At 65.0% G+C, this 14,429-nt stretch carries 20 protein-coding genes and 1 pseudogene; 18 read left to right on the top strand and 3 right to left on the bottom strand.

The window, feature by feature from the left end; translation table 11 throughout:
• The 3 genes from ACP7BY_RS20670 to ACP7BY_RS20660 all read left to right on the top strand — a co-directional run.
• On the top strand, positions 1-1,917 hold a 1,917-nt coding region (locus ACP7BY_RS20670), incomplete at its 5' end, for a strawberry notch C-terminal domain-containing protein (protein WP_426288346.1).
• A 10-nt stretch (positions 1,918-1,927) separates the two neighbouring features.
• Complete coding sequence (locus ACP7BY_RS20665; RefSeq protein ID WP_033966137.1) at positions 1,928-2,977, top strand: DUF7146 domain-containing protein; 1,050 nt, start codon at positions 1,928-1,930, stop codon at positions 2,975-2,977.
• Between the two features lie 324 nt (positions 2,978-3,301).
• On the top strand, positions 3,302-4,243 hold the full coding sequence (locus ACP7BY_RS20660) for a DUF2493 domain-containing protein (protein WP_137903186.1): 942 nt from the start codon (positions 3,302-3,304) through the stop codon (positions 4,241-4,243).
• Between the two features lie 24 nt (positions 4,244-4,267).
• On the opposite strand, the gene ACP7BY_RS20655 is transcribed toward ACP7BY_RS20660, so the two are convergent.
• Positions 4,268-4,549 carry a hypothetical protein gene (locus tag ACP7BY_RS20655; protein ID WP_137903170.1) on the bottom strand — a complete coding sequence of 94 codons (282 nt, stop codon included), beginning with the start codon at positions 4,547-4,549 and terminating at the stop codon, positions 4,268-4,270.
• 93 nt (positions 4,550-4,642) lie between these two features.
• Between ACP7BY_RS20655 and ACP7BY_RS20650 the strand changes: the two genes are divergently transcribed.
• Together ACP7BY_RS20650 and ACP7BY_RS20645 are read left to right on the top strand one after the other, a co-directional pair.
• Positions 4,643-5,500, top strand: coding sequence for an HNH endonuclease (locus ACP7BY_RS20650; protein ID WP_137903171.1), 858 nt, complete (start codon positions 4,643-4,645; stop codon positions 5,498-5,500).
• Positions 5,501-5,800: 300 nt separating this feature from the next.
• A complete protein-coding gene (locus ACP7BY_RS20645; RefSeq protein ID WP_033966141.1) occupies positions 5,801-6,121 on the top strand; it encodes a DUF736 domain-containing protein in 321 nt (106 codons plus the stop codon).
• Positions 6,122-6,249: 128 nt separating this feature from the next.
• Here the strand turns inward: ACP7BY_RS20645 and ACP7BY_RS20640 are convergent, their stop codons facing one another.
• Positions 6,250-6,741, bottom strand: coding sequence for a hypothetical protein (locus tag ACP7BY_RS20640; RefSeq protein ID WP_137903172.1), 492 nt, complete (start codon positions 6,739-6,741; stop codon positions 6,250-6,252).
• Between the two features lie 371 nt (positions 6,742-7,112).
• Between ACP7BY_RS20640 and ACP7BY_RS20635 the strand changes: the two genes are divergently transcribed.
• Together ACP7BY_RS20635 and ACP7BY_RS20630 are read left to right on the top strand one after the other, a co-directional pair.
• Positions 7,113-7,274, top strand: coding sequence for a hypothetical protein (locus tag ACP7BY_RS20635; protein ID WP_171010594.1), 162 nt, complete (start codon positions 7,113-7,115; stop codon positions 7,272-7,274).
• A gap of 142 nt (positions 7,275-7,416) precedes the next feature.
• Complete coding sequence (locus ACP7BY_RS20630) at positions 7,417-7,878, top strand: hypothetical protein (protein ID WP_033966146.1); 462 nt, start codon at positions 7,417-7,419, stop codon at positions 7,876-7,878.
• 89 nt (positions 7,879-7,967) lie between these two features.
• Here the strand turns inward: ACP7BY_RS20630 and ACP7BY_RS20625 are convergent, their stop codons facing one another.
• Entirely contained in the window at positions 7,968-8,150 is a 183-nt protein-coding gene (locus tag ACP7BY_RS20625; protein ID WP_052192455.1) for a DUF6771 family protein, read from the bottom strand.
• A 366-nt stretch (positions 8,151-8,516) separates the two neighbouring features.
• On the opposite strand from ACP7BY_RS20625, the gene ACP7BY_RS20620 reads away from it, so the two are divergent.
• The 11 genes and pseudogenes from ACP7BY_RS20620 to ACP7BY_RS20570 all read left to right on the top strand — a co-directional run bounded on the left by ACP7BY_RS20620 (position 8,517) and on the right by ACP7BY_RS20570 (position 14,220).
• Positions 8,517-8,834: a DUF736 domain-containing protein gene (locus ACP7BY_RS20620; RefSeq protein ID WP_033966143.1), complete on the top strand. Its 318-nt coding sequence runs from the start codon at positions 8,517-8,519 to the stop codon at positions 8,832-8,834.
• Between the two features lie 75 nt (positions 8,835-8,909).
• On the top strand, positions 8,910-9,185 hold the full coding sequence (locus tag ACP7BY_RS20615; protein WP_033966144.1) for a transcriptional regulator domain-containing protein: 276 nt from the start codon (positions 8,910-8,912) through the stop codon (positions 9,183-9,185).
• 22 nt (positions 9,186-9,207) lie between these two features.
• Positions 9,208-9,339, top strand: a pseudogene (locus ACP7BY_RS20610) (DUF2285 domain-containing protein); the annotation flags it as partial.
• Between the two features lie 63 nt (positions 9,340-9,402).
• Positions 9,403-9,780, top strand: coding sequence for a DNA -binding domain-containing protein (locus tag ACP7BY_RS20605; RefSeq protein WP_426288344.1), 378 nt, complete (start codon positions 9,403-9,405; stop codon positions 9,778-9,780).
• Between the two features lie 95 nt (positions 9,781-9,875).
• A complete protein-coding gene (locus ACP7BY_RS20600; RefSeq protein WP_033966645.1) occupies positions 9,876-10,133 on the top strand; it encodes a helix-turn-helix transcriptional regulator in 258 nt (85 codons plus the stop codon).
• On the top strand, positions 10,133-11,014 hold the full coding sequence (locus ACP7BY_RS20595; protein ID WP_033966646.1) for a replication initiator protein A: 882 nt from the start codon (positions 10,133-10,135) through the stop codon (positions 11,012-11,014). The genes ACP7BY_RS20600 and ACP7BY_RS20595 overlap by 1 nt, the downstream gene beginning before the upstream one ends.
• 254 nt (positions 11,015-11,268) lie before the next feature.
• A complete protein-coding gene (locus ACP7BY_RS20590) occupies positions 11,269-12,039 on the top strand; it encodes a DNA-methyltransferase (RefSeq protein ID WP_137903175.1) in 771 nt (256 codons plus the stop codon).
• The gene (locus ACP7BY_RS20585) at positions 12,036-12,554 is read left to right on the top strand and encodes a DUF2840 domain-containing protein (RefSeq protein WP_033966648.1); all 519 of its coding nucleotides are present in this window, start codon (positions 12,036-12,038) and stop codon (positions 12,552-12,554) included. The genes ACP7BY_RS20590 and ACP7BY_RS20585 overlap by 4 nt, the downstream gene beginning before the upstream one ends.
• A complete protein-coding gene (locus ACP7BY_RS20580) occupies positions 12,551-13,171 on the top strand; it encodes a S26 family signal peptidase (protein WP_137903176.1) in 621 nt (206 codons plus the stop codon). Before ACP7BY_RS20585 ends, ACP7BY_RS20580 begins: the two co-directional genes overlap by 4 nt.
• Positions 13,140-13,475, top strand: coding sequence for a DUF736 domain-containing protein (locus ACP7BY_RS20575; protein ID WP_033966653.1), 336 nt, complete (start codon positions 13,140-13,142; stop codon positions 13,473-13,475). Before ACP7BY_RS20580 ends, ACP7BY_RS20575 begins: the two co-directional genes overlap by 32 nt.
• A gap of 4 nt (positions 13,476-13,479) precedes the next feature.
• Positions 13,480-14,220 (top strand): lytic transglycosylase domain-containing protein, encoded by a 741-nt coding sequence (locus tag ACP7BY_RS20570; protein ID WP_137903177.1) that lies wholly within the window; start codon positions 13,480-13,482, stop codon positions 14,218-14,220.
• Positions 14,221-14,429 lie beyond the last annotated feature (209 nt).

The raw sequence follows: 14,429 nt of genomic DNA, 5'->3' as shown, positions 1-14,429 counted from the left end.
CCGTCTTCGAACACTCCCTCTAACCCGCATATTATCTGGAGTGAAATCATGGAAAACCGAAGGAAACCTGCGTCTCTCGCCGCCACGCTCGACATAAACTGCGACTGCAAAGAATATGTGCTGGACTATCTCGAGCACAGTTTCCCGGTGCAGCTCTACGAGCCATACACCGATGGCGAAGGCAATATGTTCTCGCGCCCGGTGCGCGATGACCAGGGGAATCCCGTCGTCAATCGCGAGGCCGTGCGTCGCCGCGAGGCCATGATCGAACGGCTCGCCGCGCTGCCGCCGGTGCCGGGCGCGCTCGACCAGGTCATCCATCACTTCGGAACGGAGAGCGTTGCCGAAGTGACGGGCCGTTCGCGCCGCATCGTCAAGCATGTCGGATCTGGCGGCGATGTTCGCTTCGCCGTCGAGAACCGGCCGGGATCGGCCAACCTCGCCGAGACGCAGGCGTTCATGGACGACCTGAAGGGCATCCTCGTGTTCAGCGAAGCGGGTGGCACCGGGCGGAGCTATCATGCCGATCTTGGCGCGAGGAATCAACGCCTGCGCATCCACTATGGCCTCGAAATGGGCTGGAAGGCCGATGCCGCCATCCAGGGCTTCGGCCGCGACCATCGCACGAACCAGAGGCAGCCGCCGCGCTATCGTCCGGTGTCGACGAATGTGAAGGGACAGAAGCGATTCATCTCGACGATCGCAAAGCGCCTGGACTCGCTGGGCGCGATCACGCGCGGCCAGCGCCAGACTGGCGGGCAGAATATGTTCCGTCCCGAAGACAATCTGGAATCCTGGTATGCCCACGACGCGCTCAACCAGCTCTACCGGCTGCTCGCGCGGGGCAAGGTCGAAGGCTGCTCCCTCAGTGAGTTCGAGGACGCGACGGGTCTGTCGCTGCTCGATCGTGAAGGTGGTTTACGGGACGAATTGCCGGGCATCAGCACGTTCCTCAACCGCATGTTGGCGCTGACCATCGCACGGCAGGACATCCTGTTCGACGCTTTCGAGGGGCTGCTCCTGGCGCGCATCGAGAGCGCGATCGCGAATGGCACCTATGAGCTGGGACTGGAAACGCTCCATGCCGAGCATTTCGAGGTGATCGATCGCCGGACGATCTACACCCATCCCGGCACCGGCGCCGAGACTCTCTTGCTGACGATCGAGCGCCAGGATCGGCTGCGCGTCCTGACGCTGGACGAGGCGCTGGCGATGGTCGACGAGCGCGGCGGCAAGATGCTGGTCAACGCCAAGACCGGCCGCGCCGCCGTCCAGCGACGGGCACGCAGCGTCACCGACGATGACGGCGGTGTGCGCCCGCGCGCGCGACTCGTCTGGCCGCTTTCCGATACCGTTGTCCCGGCCGAGATGCTGCCGACGAGCCATTGGGAGCCGGCGGAGCGCGCGGCGTTTGCCGATGCCTGGAACGCGGAGCTGGCCGAATTGCCGCAATATGACCGCTCGACCATGCACATGGTCTCGGGGTTGTTGCTGCCGATCTGGAAACGCCTGCCGGACGAGTCGACGCGGGTCTATCGGCTTCAGACCGATGCCGGGGAACGGGTCATCGGCCGGAAGGTCTCGCCGGCCTGGGTCGCTTCGGTCACCAACGATGACGGACCGCCGCAGTTCTCCGGCGCGGACGCCCACGCGATGCTGCTCGCTGGGGATGTGAGCCTTCATCTCACCGAAGGTCAATCGCTCCGCCGCGTCCGGGCCATGAACGATTGGCGGATCGAACTTGCCGGCTTCAACGACCTCGGCGTCGAGCGATTGAAGGCGATGGGCTTGATCTCGGAAATCGTCTCGTGGAAACTCAAGCTCTATGTGCCGACAGGGGCTGTCGGCGCCGACGTGCTCGGTCGCTTGCTCGAACGGTTTCCGGTCGAGCGAATTGCCGGGCGCAAGGCCGCTTGAGGAGCCCCGCATGAACAACCCCGTCACCACTCTCGCGCACGCGCTCGCCGACAACGCAGAGGCGGTGTGTCGCCGCTATCTATCCAATGGCCATCGCGAAGGGCGATACTGGCTAGTGGGCGATGCTCACAACACGCCGGGGCGCAGCCTCTATGTCCGCCTGGTCGCGTCTCCCGATGGGCGCGGCCAGGCCGGCAAATGGACCGACGCCCAGAACGGCGATCACGGCGACTTGCTCGACATCATCGCCGCGACCTGCGCCCATTGCTCGTTGCGCGAGACGCTGGACGAGGCCCGGCATTTCCTGAGTCTGCCCATGCCGCCTCCCGCAGAAAACGAACCCGGCCGCCGTGAGCCCAAGGCGCCGACCGGATCGCCCGAGGCCGCTCGCAAGCTCCGGGCGGCCTCGAAGCCCATCGTCGGCACGATCGCCCAGCGATACCTTGCCGGACGCAGTCTCGTCGATCTCATCGGCTGCGAGGCGCTCAGCTTCCATCCGCATTGCTATTATCGTCCATCCAAGGACGACTTGCCCGACATTCGTGCCGCATGGCCGGCGATGATAGCCGCGGTCACCGACCTCGATGGCGCCGTTACCGGCGTTCATCGCACCTGGCTTGATCCCGCCACATGCGACAAGGCACCGGTCGCTTATCCCCGTCGTGCCATGGGTCATCTTCTCGGGCATGGAGTCAGGTTCGGACCGGCAGGTCCGATCATGGTCGCAGGCGAAGGCATCGAAACCATGTTGTCGCTGCGCCAAGTCATGCCAGCGATGCCGATGATCGCGGGTCTCTCGGCCGCCCATCTCGCCGCCATCCTGTTCCCGGCCGGTCTGCAACGGCTCTATGTCGCGCGCGACGACGATCCTGCCGGCGCTGGGGCATTGGCGACGCTGGCCGAGCGCGCGACCCCTTTCGGCATCGAGGTCGTGCCGCTCGAATCCCGCCTGGGCGACTTCAACGACGATCTGCGCATCCTTGGACGCCAGCGCTTGTCGGCTAGTGTTCGGGTCCAGCTCGCCGCGCCGGACGCCGGACGTTTTCTCCGGCCCGTATAGATCAGAGACGATATAGCGGTGTGACGGCGCGTGGGCTGGCCGGGCTGGTTCGCCACATCCCCCTGGCCTTGGAGTCGCCGCGCCTCGGCCTTCGGAGAGGGCGACCAGACGGCAAACGGCCCTGGACGGCAATGGCGTTCGCGCAGCTATTTTCCGCCGGGCCTGACGGCCCTTTGCATCGCGAAGCAAAATAGCCTTCTCCCGCCATCCTCCGCTGCGCTCCGGCCGCGCCCCTTCGGGGACGCGGTGCAGTCCTGTTCCGCCCGCCGCTGTCCGTCGCCACGAAGGCCGCGCGAGGCGCGGCTGTCAGGCACGGAGATCATCATGGCGGACCAGCCCTATCTTCCCGACGACGCGCAAGAACCGCAGCCCGGCTCAACCGCCTATCTGCTCCAGGAGATGCAGCTCTACGGCTACCGGCCCTATGACGACGAACCCGATCACCGGCCGCTGCCCGACGATCGCATGGCCAGCGGCGCCATCGTCGATATGTTCGACGGCCTGGTCGCCTGTCTGATCGACACGAGGATCGAACCCGATATGGCGGATTTGCTCTGGGGCATCGTCAACGTCTTCCAGCGCGCGGGCGAGCGGATCGAGCGCGAGTTGGACGACAATGAGCGCGAGCAGAAGCGGCTCCAGCGCGAACAGGATGGCAGCGAGGTCAACTCGGTCAATCTCGAACGCAAGATTGCCGAAGGCATCACGATGATCGAGCGCCGCGACACGATGGAGTTCTTCCGCGACGTCGCCGCCGACCAGTTCCGCATCCATATCCGCAAGCCTTGGCTGCCCCGTTCGGGCTCGATGGTGAACCGCAAGGCGTTGACGTCGGCGGTGCTCGACAGCCGCAAGCATATCAACAAGCGCGCGTATCAGGATGCCCGCGTCCTTAACCCCGACGGCACGCGCATCGCTGTCAGCGCCGGCCCACACTTCAACGATCACCGGCTGATCTACGACGTGCTGAACAAGGCGCTCGCGCAATATCCCGACATGATCCTCATGCACGGCGCAACGCCGACCGGCGGAGAGCGCATCGCCGCTTGTTGGGCGCGTGACAACAATGTCCCGCAAGACCCGTACAAACCGGACTGGGACAAACATTCTCGGGCCGCGCCATTCAAGCGCAACGACACGATGCTGGCGGTCGTGCCAAAGGGGGTAATCGTCTTTTCCGGGACGGGCATTCAGGATAATCTTGCGGACAAGGCCCGCAAGATGGGCATCGTGGTCTGGGATTTCCGCGACCGAGGTCAGTCCTGACCCCGATCAGCGCGGCTCCCGGTTTCAGCCCAGCGGGTCATTCGACAAGCGCATATATTCGCTTTCCGTGACAATGACGCTGAGCTGCCTGCCCGCACTGTCCGCGACATGGCCGGTTGGATAGCTTTCCGTCCCATGAAGGATCGTACCGCCAATCAGTACATGTCCGTCATGGGTATGGTCTTGGACGTCGATCCGGAATGTCAGGACGCCGCTCCGGCCATGATAGACGAAATGCTTGCCGAAATGCGGTAGGTCGGGCGCAAGGTTCATGCGCAGCAATGGTTCGGGCTCCGGCACGCTCATGCGGCCATTCTGGCAATGTCAGGCGGCGATGCAACGCAAAACCGTGTGAGAGTGATGCCGGCATTTTAAGAAGTCGGCGCTAGATTGGCGAGTATGCCCACGCTCGAAGACCTTCGGCCAACGCGCAAGGATTTTGTCCATGACCTCGTGCGCGATGCGGGCCTAGACGTCTCCGACTGGTCCAACAGCAAACGCGGCGCGGCCGGCGCACGCACCAATCCCAAATACTGCTACGAGTGGGTATTCGTCGAGCCGAGCAACGCCATCGTGCTCAATCTCTGGCACGTCGTTCTCGATCAGGAGCCCGATGGCCGCATCGTCCATCGGGGCAATTTCCGGGAGGACGCGCGAATTCAATTCGAGCGTGGATGTGGCAATCCCTGGGGCCGCCGAGCCGAAAAACTCGACCAGGCACTCCAGCTTGCGCGCCGCGACAATCTCGCGATCCGCGTGATCCTCAACGCCGGCATCCGCCGCGGGCGCGATGACCCCGATGCCAAAGCCTCGAAGGTGACCGAACGCGCGCTTGATCCTGAGCCCTGGACGTTGATCGCCTATGACGGCGCGACGGGCGCACATGTCTTGGCACGTGGGACAGCAGGCCCGCGCTTCGTCGACCAGTTCGGGCCTTCCGCTCCGGAGGATCTAGCTGTCCGCCGTCGTGAACAGTCCGGCCTTGTCTATGTTCGCGATTCCAGGATTCGCGAAGCAGCGCTGATGCGGGCTGGCGGCTGTTGCGAATATTGCGGCGTCCCCGGCTTCCTGCGGGCAGACGGCGCGATCTATCTCGAAACGCACCATATCGTGCCTCTTTACGAAGATGGCCCCGACACGCTGGCGAACGTCATTTGCCTGTGTCCCAACCACCATCGCGAAGCGCATTTCGGCGCCAACGCTACCCTGCTACGAGCCGATTTTCTCCGGCAGATCGCTATCCTGCTCTCGGCGTGATGTGCGCGAACCGGGGCGAGTCCCGCGCGCGCGGTTGGGCGCAGGTCGTCCCGGAGCGACGACGCTAGTCGAAGCATGACCATGTAGCCGTGGCCTTTCCAGGTCCGATCGAAGCCACAAGCACTACCTCAGCCGCTTTGGACCACCCCCTCCTTGTCGCCTGTCTGCGGGGCTCGCTCGCCTCGTGCCGTCAACCCCGCAAGGGGGTTCCCCTGCGCTACGCTTCGGTGACGTCGGCTTCCGGCCCCTTCGGTAGGCGCCATCGGGGATGGTCCCCGAGCAACCGAAGGAGTTCTGAAAATGGCTGTCACGATCGCAAACCTCACCGTCAAGGCCGACAACACCCTGGAAGGCACGCTCGCGACCCTCGTCGTCACCGCGCCGATCGCCCTGGTCCCCAACGTGCGCAAGTCGCACGACCTGGCGCCGGATTACCGCATCATCAGCCGCAAGAACGGCTTCGAGCTCGGCGCCGGCTGGATCAAGGTCTCGGAGAAGGGCAACGAATATATCTCGGTTTCGCTCTCGGCTCCCGAGTTCGGGACGATCTACGGCAACGTCGCCAACGCGCCGGGCGATGACCCGAAGAAGAAGGTCATCATCTGGAACCCGCCCGCCTGAGCCGCTGGCTGCGGCCCCGCCTTCGAGCGGGGCCGCATTACCACGTTCTCGCCGCCGGGCATGACCGATGCCAGTCGCCCTCGGGCATCAAGCGCCCGGGAGCGACATTCCCTTTGAGCATCCATGAGCTAGGCCTCTGCCGCCCCAGCAAGCGCGAGCTTTGCCTGCAGCGCCTCTTCGAGGACCGTCAGCGCTTCCACGATCTGGTCGAAGTCTGCTGGCAATTGAAACTGCTCGGGTCTCTCGTACCGAAACCAGTGCTGCTTATAGGGCGCTCGCAATACCTCCAGGATTTCGCGCAAATTAGGGGCTTCCGATACGAATCCACGCTTCTCGGCCTCGTCGAGCGCCCCGACCAGATCGTGGCCGACTTTGTTCTGAAGATATTTGGCATCGACGTCGGGGTCGCAGGCGACGATCGCCGATTTCAACATCAGTTCCAGGCCAAGACCAAGCAGATACTGAATCGACAGCGAGTTTGGCCCGTTGAAGGCGTGAGATGCGGTATCCTCGATACCCTCAACGACTGCATGCTCAACTGTGGCTCTATATAATAGGCAAGACGCCGCTGCATGTGATCTGCCCGTATGGCAGAGTTCCTTGGCGAGTTCGATGCTCATGCCGCGAGAATGGCGCACGCGCGCGACTTTGCAAGCGCGGTCAGTTCGTCTCAGTCCGGCCGGACGATGACCATTTCACTTCGCGGTAGCGCTGGGATGGGCCAACCAGCCGCAACCTTCACGAGCGGCGAGGTTCCAGGCGAACGACTGTGCGGCGCGGCATGGCGGCACACGTTCGGCGCGAAGCCCATCCCCGCTCGGCTGGCGCTAATCCCTGGGCGCGAAGCCAGGTCTCCTTCAATCAACCCGTAAAGGGTCCGCTACGCCAAGGCGTGCGGCCGCGCATCGCGCGGTGATTGCGACCTGTCCCCGGCCGGCGGGGCGCCTGTCGAGCGGGGATGGTCTCCGCTCCCCGACAGGAGCCGTTCATCATGCCGCTGACCACCGCACAGTCGTTCGCCTGGAGCCTCGCCAGGACGCTGATGATCGTCATCGTCCTGATCAAGACCGACCGAGGCTATATCGCGATGCCGAGCGACGAGTTCGACGGCAATCCGGACCAGGTGGTTCGTGAGTACGACCCATGGGCCTGATCGAAACTCAGTCACCCCAAGACCGACAGGCCCCGCTTTGGCCATTTCCCCAGATGGACTCGCCTGCTATCCTCTTCATGCAGATCGCGCTGTGGAGGTGGTGGAGGGCGCGTCCGAGATCCATGTTGCATGGAGGACGCACATGACCATCCTGCTTGTGCTCGGCCTGTTCGCCGGGCTCTATATCTTCTGGCTCGCGATCACTCTCGCGGTCCATGCGCTACCGCTCTATGTCGGCCTCGCCGCCGGATTCTGGCTCCATAACCATGGTCAGGACTTTATCGTTTCGATCCTTGGCGGCTTCCTCGCGGGCGTCTTGACCCTGAGCGCCGGCCGGCTTCTCTTCGACCTGACGCAGTCGCCGACCGTGCGCCTCGTTATCGCGTTGCTATTCGTTCTGCCCGCCGGCTTTGCAGGATATCAAGCCATCCACGGTATCGTCGGACTCGCATTGGGCACGGGGATGGCGCTCACCGTCATGAGTGTGGTCGGGGCGTGCATCATCGCCTGCATGGCATGGTCGCAGCTCGGCTCGGCACAAACATCAGTGGCAGAGTCAGCCCGCGACGCCGATCGAGGCGTCAGGGACGGCGCTGCCGGCTAGACCGTTCCCATACCAGTTAGGTCGTGCCAGCGGCGCCCGTCCGTTCGATCCGGCAGATCGGCGCGGGCGGGTACTGGCCCTTTGCGGCATCAGAACGGCCAAGCCAGTTGATCGCGGTCCACCGGCACCTCGATCTTCTCAAGTCGGTCGAGGATTGTGGCCGCAATCGTGTCGGCAGCACGTTCCCGCATCTGTTCATCGCGCATGGTCAGGCCGACCCGAGCCCAGCCCGGCGCGGAGAGGATGGCGGTGGCAATCGAATCGAGCGTCATGCGCCCATGAGAACAAAAACGGAACACATTGGCAAGCCCATCGAATGATGTTCCGCGGGCCTCGCAAGGTTTCTTGTCACGGCCATCGCCGCCCGGTCTCATTTCCATATTCGCGCCACACCCTCACGGCCCCTCGATACCGCGCATCTGTCAGCAGGCCGCTATCGCTCGGTCGACTTGCCGCAACGGCTGCTCCCGAACTTTCTTCCCCCGGCGTGCCGCCGTTCCTCGCGAGACAAGAAAGTCCGTTTTCCGCCGTCCTCCGCTGACGCTGCGGGCCGATGGCTGCGGCGTCGACCGCCCGCTGACTTCCCATGCGCATCGAGGCCGCAAGGGCGCGGCCCGAGACATGGAAAGGACAAGGACATGAGCAAGATTGGCAGCTTCAAGAAAATCTCCGGCGAGCTTCGCGGCGAAATCTTCACCCTCGCGCTCCACGCCAAAGCGGTTCGGATCGTTCCCCTGGACAATGTGACCGGCAATGCGCCGAGCCACCGCGTCCTTCTCGGCGAATCGGAAGTCGGCGCCGCCTGGACCAAGCGGACGAACGACGATCGTCCCTACCTCTCGGTCAAGCTCGACGATCCCAGCTTCGTCGCTCCGATCTTCGCGCAGCTCTTCGAGAAACCCGAGGGCACCTTCGATCTGGTCTGGACCCGGCCGCAGCGCCGCAGCAAGACCTGACCCCGCCACGAGCCGCCCGGCGTTCGCGCCGGGCGGCCTCCCAATTTCTGGGGATAAGCTCCTCTAGAACTTGGAATGTTCCCGCTCGATCCCCGCATCCAAGCTGTGCCCCCCACCTCGAAGGGCCTGGCGATGACCGGAGAACGCAGGGGAAACGGCGCGACGCGGCGCAATCTCGATTTCGCGGGATTCGCACAGGAATTCCTCCGCCGCAACCCCGCCTATCGCAAGGACTATCAGGCGATCTCGCGCAATAACGCGCGCGGCATGCCCACGGCCGAGCAGGAGGTGATGGCCCGTCGATGGGGGCTTTGCTTTTCCATGCGCACCGGATGCGCTTCCGGCCAGTGAACCGGCGCTTTGGCCGCCATCAATCTCGCCCGCGACCGTCATCCTCGACGCCGCGCCGCCCGACATCGCCGACGCGCCGCCATTCGACATCGGCGACTGGCCCATCATCCTCGCTGATCGTACATTGTCCGATGGTCGCCATGTCGTTCTCGGCGACATCGATGGTCCACATCACCTCTGGCTGCGCGATACGCCCCCCGGCCAGCCGCTCGCTTATGTGATCGTGCGCGACCCGGCGATCGAGGCGCGCCGCCGTGCCGCCTGGCGGCTCGATCGGCGCCTCGCCGGCGCGCCGCCCTCGCGCCGCAACGGCGCGTTCCGGCCGACGGCATTTCAGCGGCGACGCCTCGACCTCCTGCTCGACATACTCGATATGCTCCTGACTCCCCCATCCGCGCCCAGACCGACGTCGCACGAGATCGCAAGGCGCCTGATCTATCCCGGCATGACGATCGGGCGCGGCATGGAATGGAAATCCTCGACCGAACGCCGCCGCACCCAGCGCCTGATCAACGAGGCGCTTGCCCTCATGCACGGTGGCTATCGCGCGCTGCTCCGCGGTGTCGTCGGGGGGCGACAAAAGTCAGCGGCGTGAAATAGCCGCTCCGGGGCGCCGGCCCTTCTTCTCCAATGTCCGCCCCGTGGTTCCGCACCGGCCCATGCCGGCCGGCGCATCCAAGGAGGACGATCATGCAGCCAGACGCATCCGCGCAGCGCCCGCGCTATCTCAAGACACCCGATGCTGCGACCCATCTCGGTCTCAGCCCGCGTACCCTCGAAAAGCATCGCTGCTATGGCACCGGCCCGGTCTATCGTCGGCTTGGCGGGCGGGTGGTCTATGCGATCGACGATCTTGAGAGCTGGGCCGCGCTCGGCACGCGCCGCTCGACATCCGATACCGGTGCCGGCACCGTCCATCCCGCCCGGCGCCGTCCGGCGGAGGGCTGATGACGGTGCCGCGCAACGCATCCCTTGGGATCGGCGAACGCGCCCAGCTCGACCTGTTCCGGTCGGTGCCGGGCGATCTCGCGCCGCGCGATGCGCAGGACCTGATGACATGGCCGTTCTTCAGCCTCGCCAAGTCGAAGCGCGTCACCCCTATCGATTTTCGCATGGGAGAGACGTGTATCTCGGTCGAAGCGGTGCCCGAACATGGCATGGCGACGATCTGGGATGCCGATGTGCTGATCTGGGCAACCAGCCAGATCGTGGAGGCCCGCGATGCCGGGCATCCGACTTCGCGGCTGATGGCGACGACACCGCATGAAATCCTGAGTTATGTCGGCCGTGGCACCGGGCGCGACAATTATGATCGCCTGAAGGCGGCGCTTGACCGTCTCCAGTCGACCACCGTTGCGACCTCGATCCGGCAGCAGCACCAGCGTCGGCGTCACCGCTTCTCATGGATCAACGAGTGGCAGGAGCGCCTCGACGCGAGCGGCCGTCCGCTCGGCATCGAGTTGATTCTGCCCGACTGGTTCTACGCCGGCGTCCTCGATCGCGCCCTCGTGCTGACGATCGACCGTGCCTATTTCGACCTGACCGGCGGCCTCGAACGCTGGTTGTACCGTGTTGTTCGCAAGCATGGCGGACGCCAGTCCGGCGGCTGGAGCTTCGATGTCAAGCATCTCCATCTCAAGTCGGGCGCGCTCTCACCGTTGAAGCGCTTCGCTTTCGAGCTGCGCGCGATCGTGCGCCGGCAGCCGCTGCCCGGCTACACGCTCGCGATCGAACATAGTTTCGGCCGCGAGCGGCTTAGCTTCGCGCCGCTTCCGATCGATCCGATGGACGCAGCGATGCGCCGTCTCAAGCTCCCGCGCTATGGATAAGCAGCGATGATGGTCGTCCTATCAGGAACCCGCCGACTCGTCCTATCGGGAACTGCGGAGTCGTCCTATCGGGAACCGGCGCGGGCCGGAAACCCGCAGAAATCCGCGCGAAATTGGCGCCCCTCTAACGGTGCTAATAGAGAAGAATCCTTCGGATTCCTGCTAACGCGCCGCGCCGCCGTGGATAATGGCGCCGCCCGCCATTGGCTACGGCCACGCCGCCGGGATGCCGCCATGCGGCTTGGCGGTGCGGAATGACGATACTTGTCGGCGACTGCCGCACCGTCATGCCGGATCACGGCCCGTTCGACATGATTTTCGGCGATCCGCCCTATGGCGACACGTCGCTGGGTTGGGACCGCCGTGTCGAAGGCTGGCTCAGCCTGGCGTGCAATGCGCTCACCCAATCCGGTTCGATCTGGGTGTTTGGATCGCTGCGCAGCTTCCTGGGCGCGGCGGATGAAATTCGCTTGGCGGGCCTGCGCTATGCGCAGGAGATCGTCTGGGAGAAGCAGAACGGCAGCGCGTTCCACGCCGATCGCTTCAAGCGCGTCCACGAGCTTGCCGTTCAATTCTATCGTTCGGACGCACCCTGGTCAGGCATCTACAACGTCGTCCAGACCACCAGTGATGCGACCGCGCGCACCGTCCGGCGCAAGGTACGCCCGCCGCATACCGGGCATATCGAGCGCGGCCACTATGTCAGCGAAGATGGTGGTCCGCGCCTGATGCGGTCCGTCATCTATGCGCGCAACTGCCACGGCCGCGCGATCCACCCGACCGAAAAGCCGGTCGGACTGATCGAGATACTCCTGCGCGCGAGCTGCCCGCCGAAGGGGCTGGTCGGCGACTGGTTCGCCGGATCGGGCGCCGTCGGCGAAGCCGCGCGCGCGACCGGCCGCCGCTATGTCGGCTGCGAGATCGATGCCGCGATGGCGGCACTCGCCGAAGCGCGCATCGCCGCCACGCTTCCCTTCACCAGCGCATCGCCCGCGCCCGATCCTCTTCCCGGAGCAGTGTCATGAACCGTCCGTATCCCGGGGAGCGCGTCAGCGCGAACGCCGTCCCGCCGCTGCGTGGCGCCATGACCGAGGTCGAACTCATCTGGATCGAGAAGCGGCTCGAACACTGGATACGCTTCGGCCGGATCGCTGGCGAGCGCATCGTCAGCCGCAAGACGCGCATCGTCTCTTTCCGGCCGAACGCCATCTTCGCGCTCATTCGCTGGGCATCCAACGACTTTGGCACGATCCATTCCCGCATCGACATCCTGCGCGCGGTCGGCGCGCACGAAGCCTATACGACCGCGCCGTTCGTGCGCCCCGGCGGCGAACTTTATCTGTCGATCCAGGGCTGGGCCAAGGTCCGCGCCGTGCTCGCCGCGATCGATGCGGTGGACGCCGCCGGTGTCGATCCGTGCGATGCCGCGCCCGACCATTGGCGCCATGTTCACAACCGGCTGAGTGCAGGCGAGCCGCCACGGCTCTATACCGCCGAGCGTCACGCCGCCTGGCTCAAGCGCAAGGCGATCGAAGGATGAGCCGGCTCGGTTATGTCATCGTGACGGCACTGCTCGCTGAGCTATTCGCCGGCCTGTTCGTCGCCGTCGCGCTGCTTGCGCCGCATCCCCGCCTCTTGTGGAACGCGACCGCCAGCGCACCTATTGGCCTCTACAGGCTCACTGCGGTCGACCGGCCGGGGCTTGGCGACATGGTCGCCGTGATGCCGCCGCCGAACCTCGCGCGCTTCATGGCCGAGCGGCGCTATCTGCCCTTGGGCGTGCCGCTTCTGAAGCATCTCGCCGCCGATCCCGGTGCCCGCATCTGCCGGCACGGCGCGCGTGTGACGGTCGACGACCGCATGGTGGCGATCGCCCGGACCAACGACAGCCATGGCCGACCGTTACCGGTCTGGCGCGGCTGCCATGTGCTCGGGCCGCGCGAGCTGTTCCTCCTCAACACGGCGCCCGACAGCATGGACGGGCGCTATTTCGGACCGCTGCCCGTCAACGGTCTGCTCGGCCGCGCGACCCCCATGCTTACGCGCGATGCACCAGACGCGCCGCTTCGCTGGCGCGGCCTGACCGCGCCGACTGGTTCTCCCACCCCAAGCAAGGATGTGTCCTATGCAGATCGGCAGCTTTCAATTCGTTGGTGACGCCTATGTCGGCCGGCTCCAGACGCTGACGCTCGACGTGCCATTGCGCATCGTGCCTATCGCCAATTCCGGCGCGGAGAAAGCGCCCGATTGGCGGGTGCATCTCGACGACAATACCCTCGGTTCGGAAATCGGCTCGGGCTGGACGCATGAGCGCGAAGGCGGCGGCAGCTTCATTACCGTGCAGGTCGATTGTCCGACGTTCGATCGCCCGTTGCGCGCCAATCTCCTGCCGTCCCGGACCCAAAAGGACGCGCATCTCCTGCTCTGGTCGCGGCAGAAGCGCCGTGCCCAGGAGGACTGATCCGATGCGCGTCAATGCGTTCGGCGCCCCTGTGCGCTTCATGTTGGCGGCGACATTGATCGCCATTACCGTCACCTCGTTTCCGGTCGATGCCGCGCAGGGTGACGAACCGCCAGCTATCGCGCCCGCGCATCCTTATGCAGCCCATGTTGCCGAAGCTGCGCGCCGGTTCGGCCTTCCCGAAGGCTGGATCTGGGCGGTGATGCGGGCCGAAAGCCGCGGCGATCCGCGTGCGCTTTCGCCGGTCGGGGCGATGGGCCTCATGCAGATCATGCCGACGACCTGGGCGACGCTGACCGCGCGCTATGCGCTCGGATCAGACCCTTATGATGTCCGGGCCAACATCAATGCCGGTGCGGCCTATCTGCGCGAGATGCTCGATCGCTATGGCGACCTCGCCACCGCGCTTGCCGCTTACAATGCCGGTCCGGGCCGCGTTAACGAGTGGCGGTCGGGCGCTCGCGCATTGCCTGCCGTAACGCGCGCGTATGTCGATCGAATCGCCTCGACGGTGGCAAGTCCGGGCATCGCGCCTGAGAGCGGGGCACCGCTTGCGCCGTCAACCACCTGGCGCAGCGCCGGTCTCTTCATCGAGCGCAGTGATGGAGCTTCGACTGTGACCGCCGCTGCCGCCAGCGTGCAGCCGACTGGGAGGCCTCCCGCATTGCCGCATCCCGTTTCCGCACAACCAACGCCGTTCGTCCATCCGCTCTTCGTCTCTCTTTCCGGCGGGCGCGCGCCATGAGCGGTCGCAGGGCATCGTGGCGGGGCATGACGGGCGACAGGTCAGAAGGTCGCAGGAGGCAAGTCGCGGGAGAAAGGCAGCAGAAGGGATTGCCGCTGTAATTGGGCAGGCGAGCCCAGCGGCAGTATCGTGTGCGGAGACCGAACGGCGAACGAGGTCGCCTGCGGTCAAGCGCAGGAGAAAAGCGATGGAGTATTTTGCCGGACTGG

Origin of the sequence: Sphingomonas sp. PSPC2-2, from assembly GCF_049897725.1 — a bacterium.
Lineage (GTDB): Bacteria > Pseudomonadota > Alphaproteobacteria > Sphingomonadales > Sphingomonadaceae > Sphingomonas.
Note: the sequence above shows the minus strand (reverse complement) of the source record. Positions and strands in the feature narration are given on the sequence as shown.

Bases quoted from the DNA above. Each gene is read 5' to 3' on its own strand.
- ACP7BY_RS20665 (WP_033966137.1), top strand. From the start codon at position 1,928: ATGAACAACCCCGTCACCACTCTCGCGCACGCGCTCGCCGACAACGCA.
- ACP7BY_RS20660 (WP_137903186.1), top strand. From the start codon at position 3,302: ATGGCGGACCAGCCCTATCTTCCCGACGACGCGCAAGAACCGCAGCCC.
- ACP7BY_RS20655 (WP_137903170.1), bottom strand. From the start codon at position 4,549: ATGAGCGTGCCGGAGCCCGAACCATTGCTGCGCATGAACCTTGCGCCC.
- ACP7BY_RS20650 (WP_137903171.1), top strand. From the start codon at position 4,643: ATGCCCACGCTCGAAGACCTTCGGCCAACGCGCAAGGATTTTGTCCAT.
- ACP7BY_RS20645 (WP_033966141.1), top strand. From the start codon at position 5,801: ATGGCTGTCACGATCGCAAACCTCACCGTCAAGGCCGACAACACCCTG.
- ACP7BY_RS20640 (WP_137903172.1), bottom strand. From the start codon at position 6,741: ATGAGCATCGAACTCGCCAAGGAACTCTGCCATACGGGCAGATCACAT.
- ACP7BY_RS20635 (WP_171010594.1), top strand. From the start codon at position 7,113: ATGCCGCTGACCACCGCACAGTCGTTCGCCTGGAGCCTCGCCAGGACG.
- ACP7BY_RS20630 (WP_033966146.1), top strand. From the start codon at position 7,417: ATGACCATCCTGCTTGTGCTCGGCCTGTTCGCCGGGCTCTATATCTTC.
- ACP7BY_RS20625 (WP_052192455.1), bottom strand. From the start codon at position 8,150: ATGACGCTCGATTCGATTGCCACCGCCATCCTCTCCGCGCCGGGCTGG.
- ACP7BY_RS20620 (WP_033966143.1), top strand. From the start codon at position 8,517: ATGAGCAAGATTGGCAGCTTCAAGAAAATCTCCGGCGAGCTTCGCGGC.
- ACP7BY_RS20615 (WP_033966144.1), top strand. From the start codon at position 8,910: ATGTTCCCGCTCGATCCCCGCATCCAAGCTGTGCCCCCCACCTCGAAG.
- ACP7BY_RS20600 (WP_033966645.1), top strand. From the start codon at position 9,876: ATGCAGCCAGACGCATCCGCGCAGCGCCCGCGCTATCTCAAGACACCC.
- ACP7BY_RS20595 (WP_033966646.1), top strand. From the start codon at position 10,133: ATGACGGTGCCGCGCAACGCATCCCTTGGGATCGGCGAACGCGCCCAG.
- ACP7BY_RS20590 (WP_137903175.1), top strand. From the start codon at position 11,269: ATGACGATACTTGTCGGCGACTGCCGCACCGTCATGCCGGATCACGGC.
- ACP7BY_RS20585 (WP_033966648.1), top strand. From the start codon at position 12,036: ATGAACCGTCCGTATCCCGGGGAGCGCGTCAGCGCGAACGCCGTCCCG.
- ACP7BY_RS20580 (WP_137903176.1), top strand. From the start codon at position 12,551: ATGAGCCGGCTCGGTTATGTCATCGTGACGGCACTGCTCGCTGAGCTA.
- ACP7BY_RS20575 (WP_033966653.1), top strand. From the start codon at position 13,140: ATGCAGATCGGCAGCTTTCAATTCGTTGGTGACGCCTATGTCGGCCGG.
- ACP7BY_RS20570 (WP_137903177.1), top strand. From the start codon at position 13,480: ATGCGCGTCAATGCGTTCGGCGCCCCTGTGCGCTTCATGTTGGCGGCG.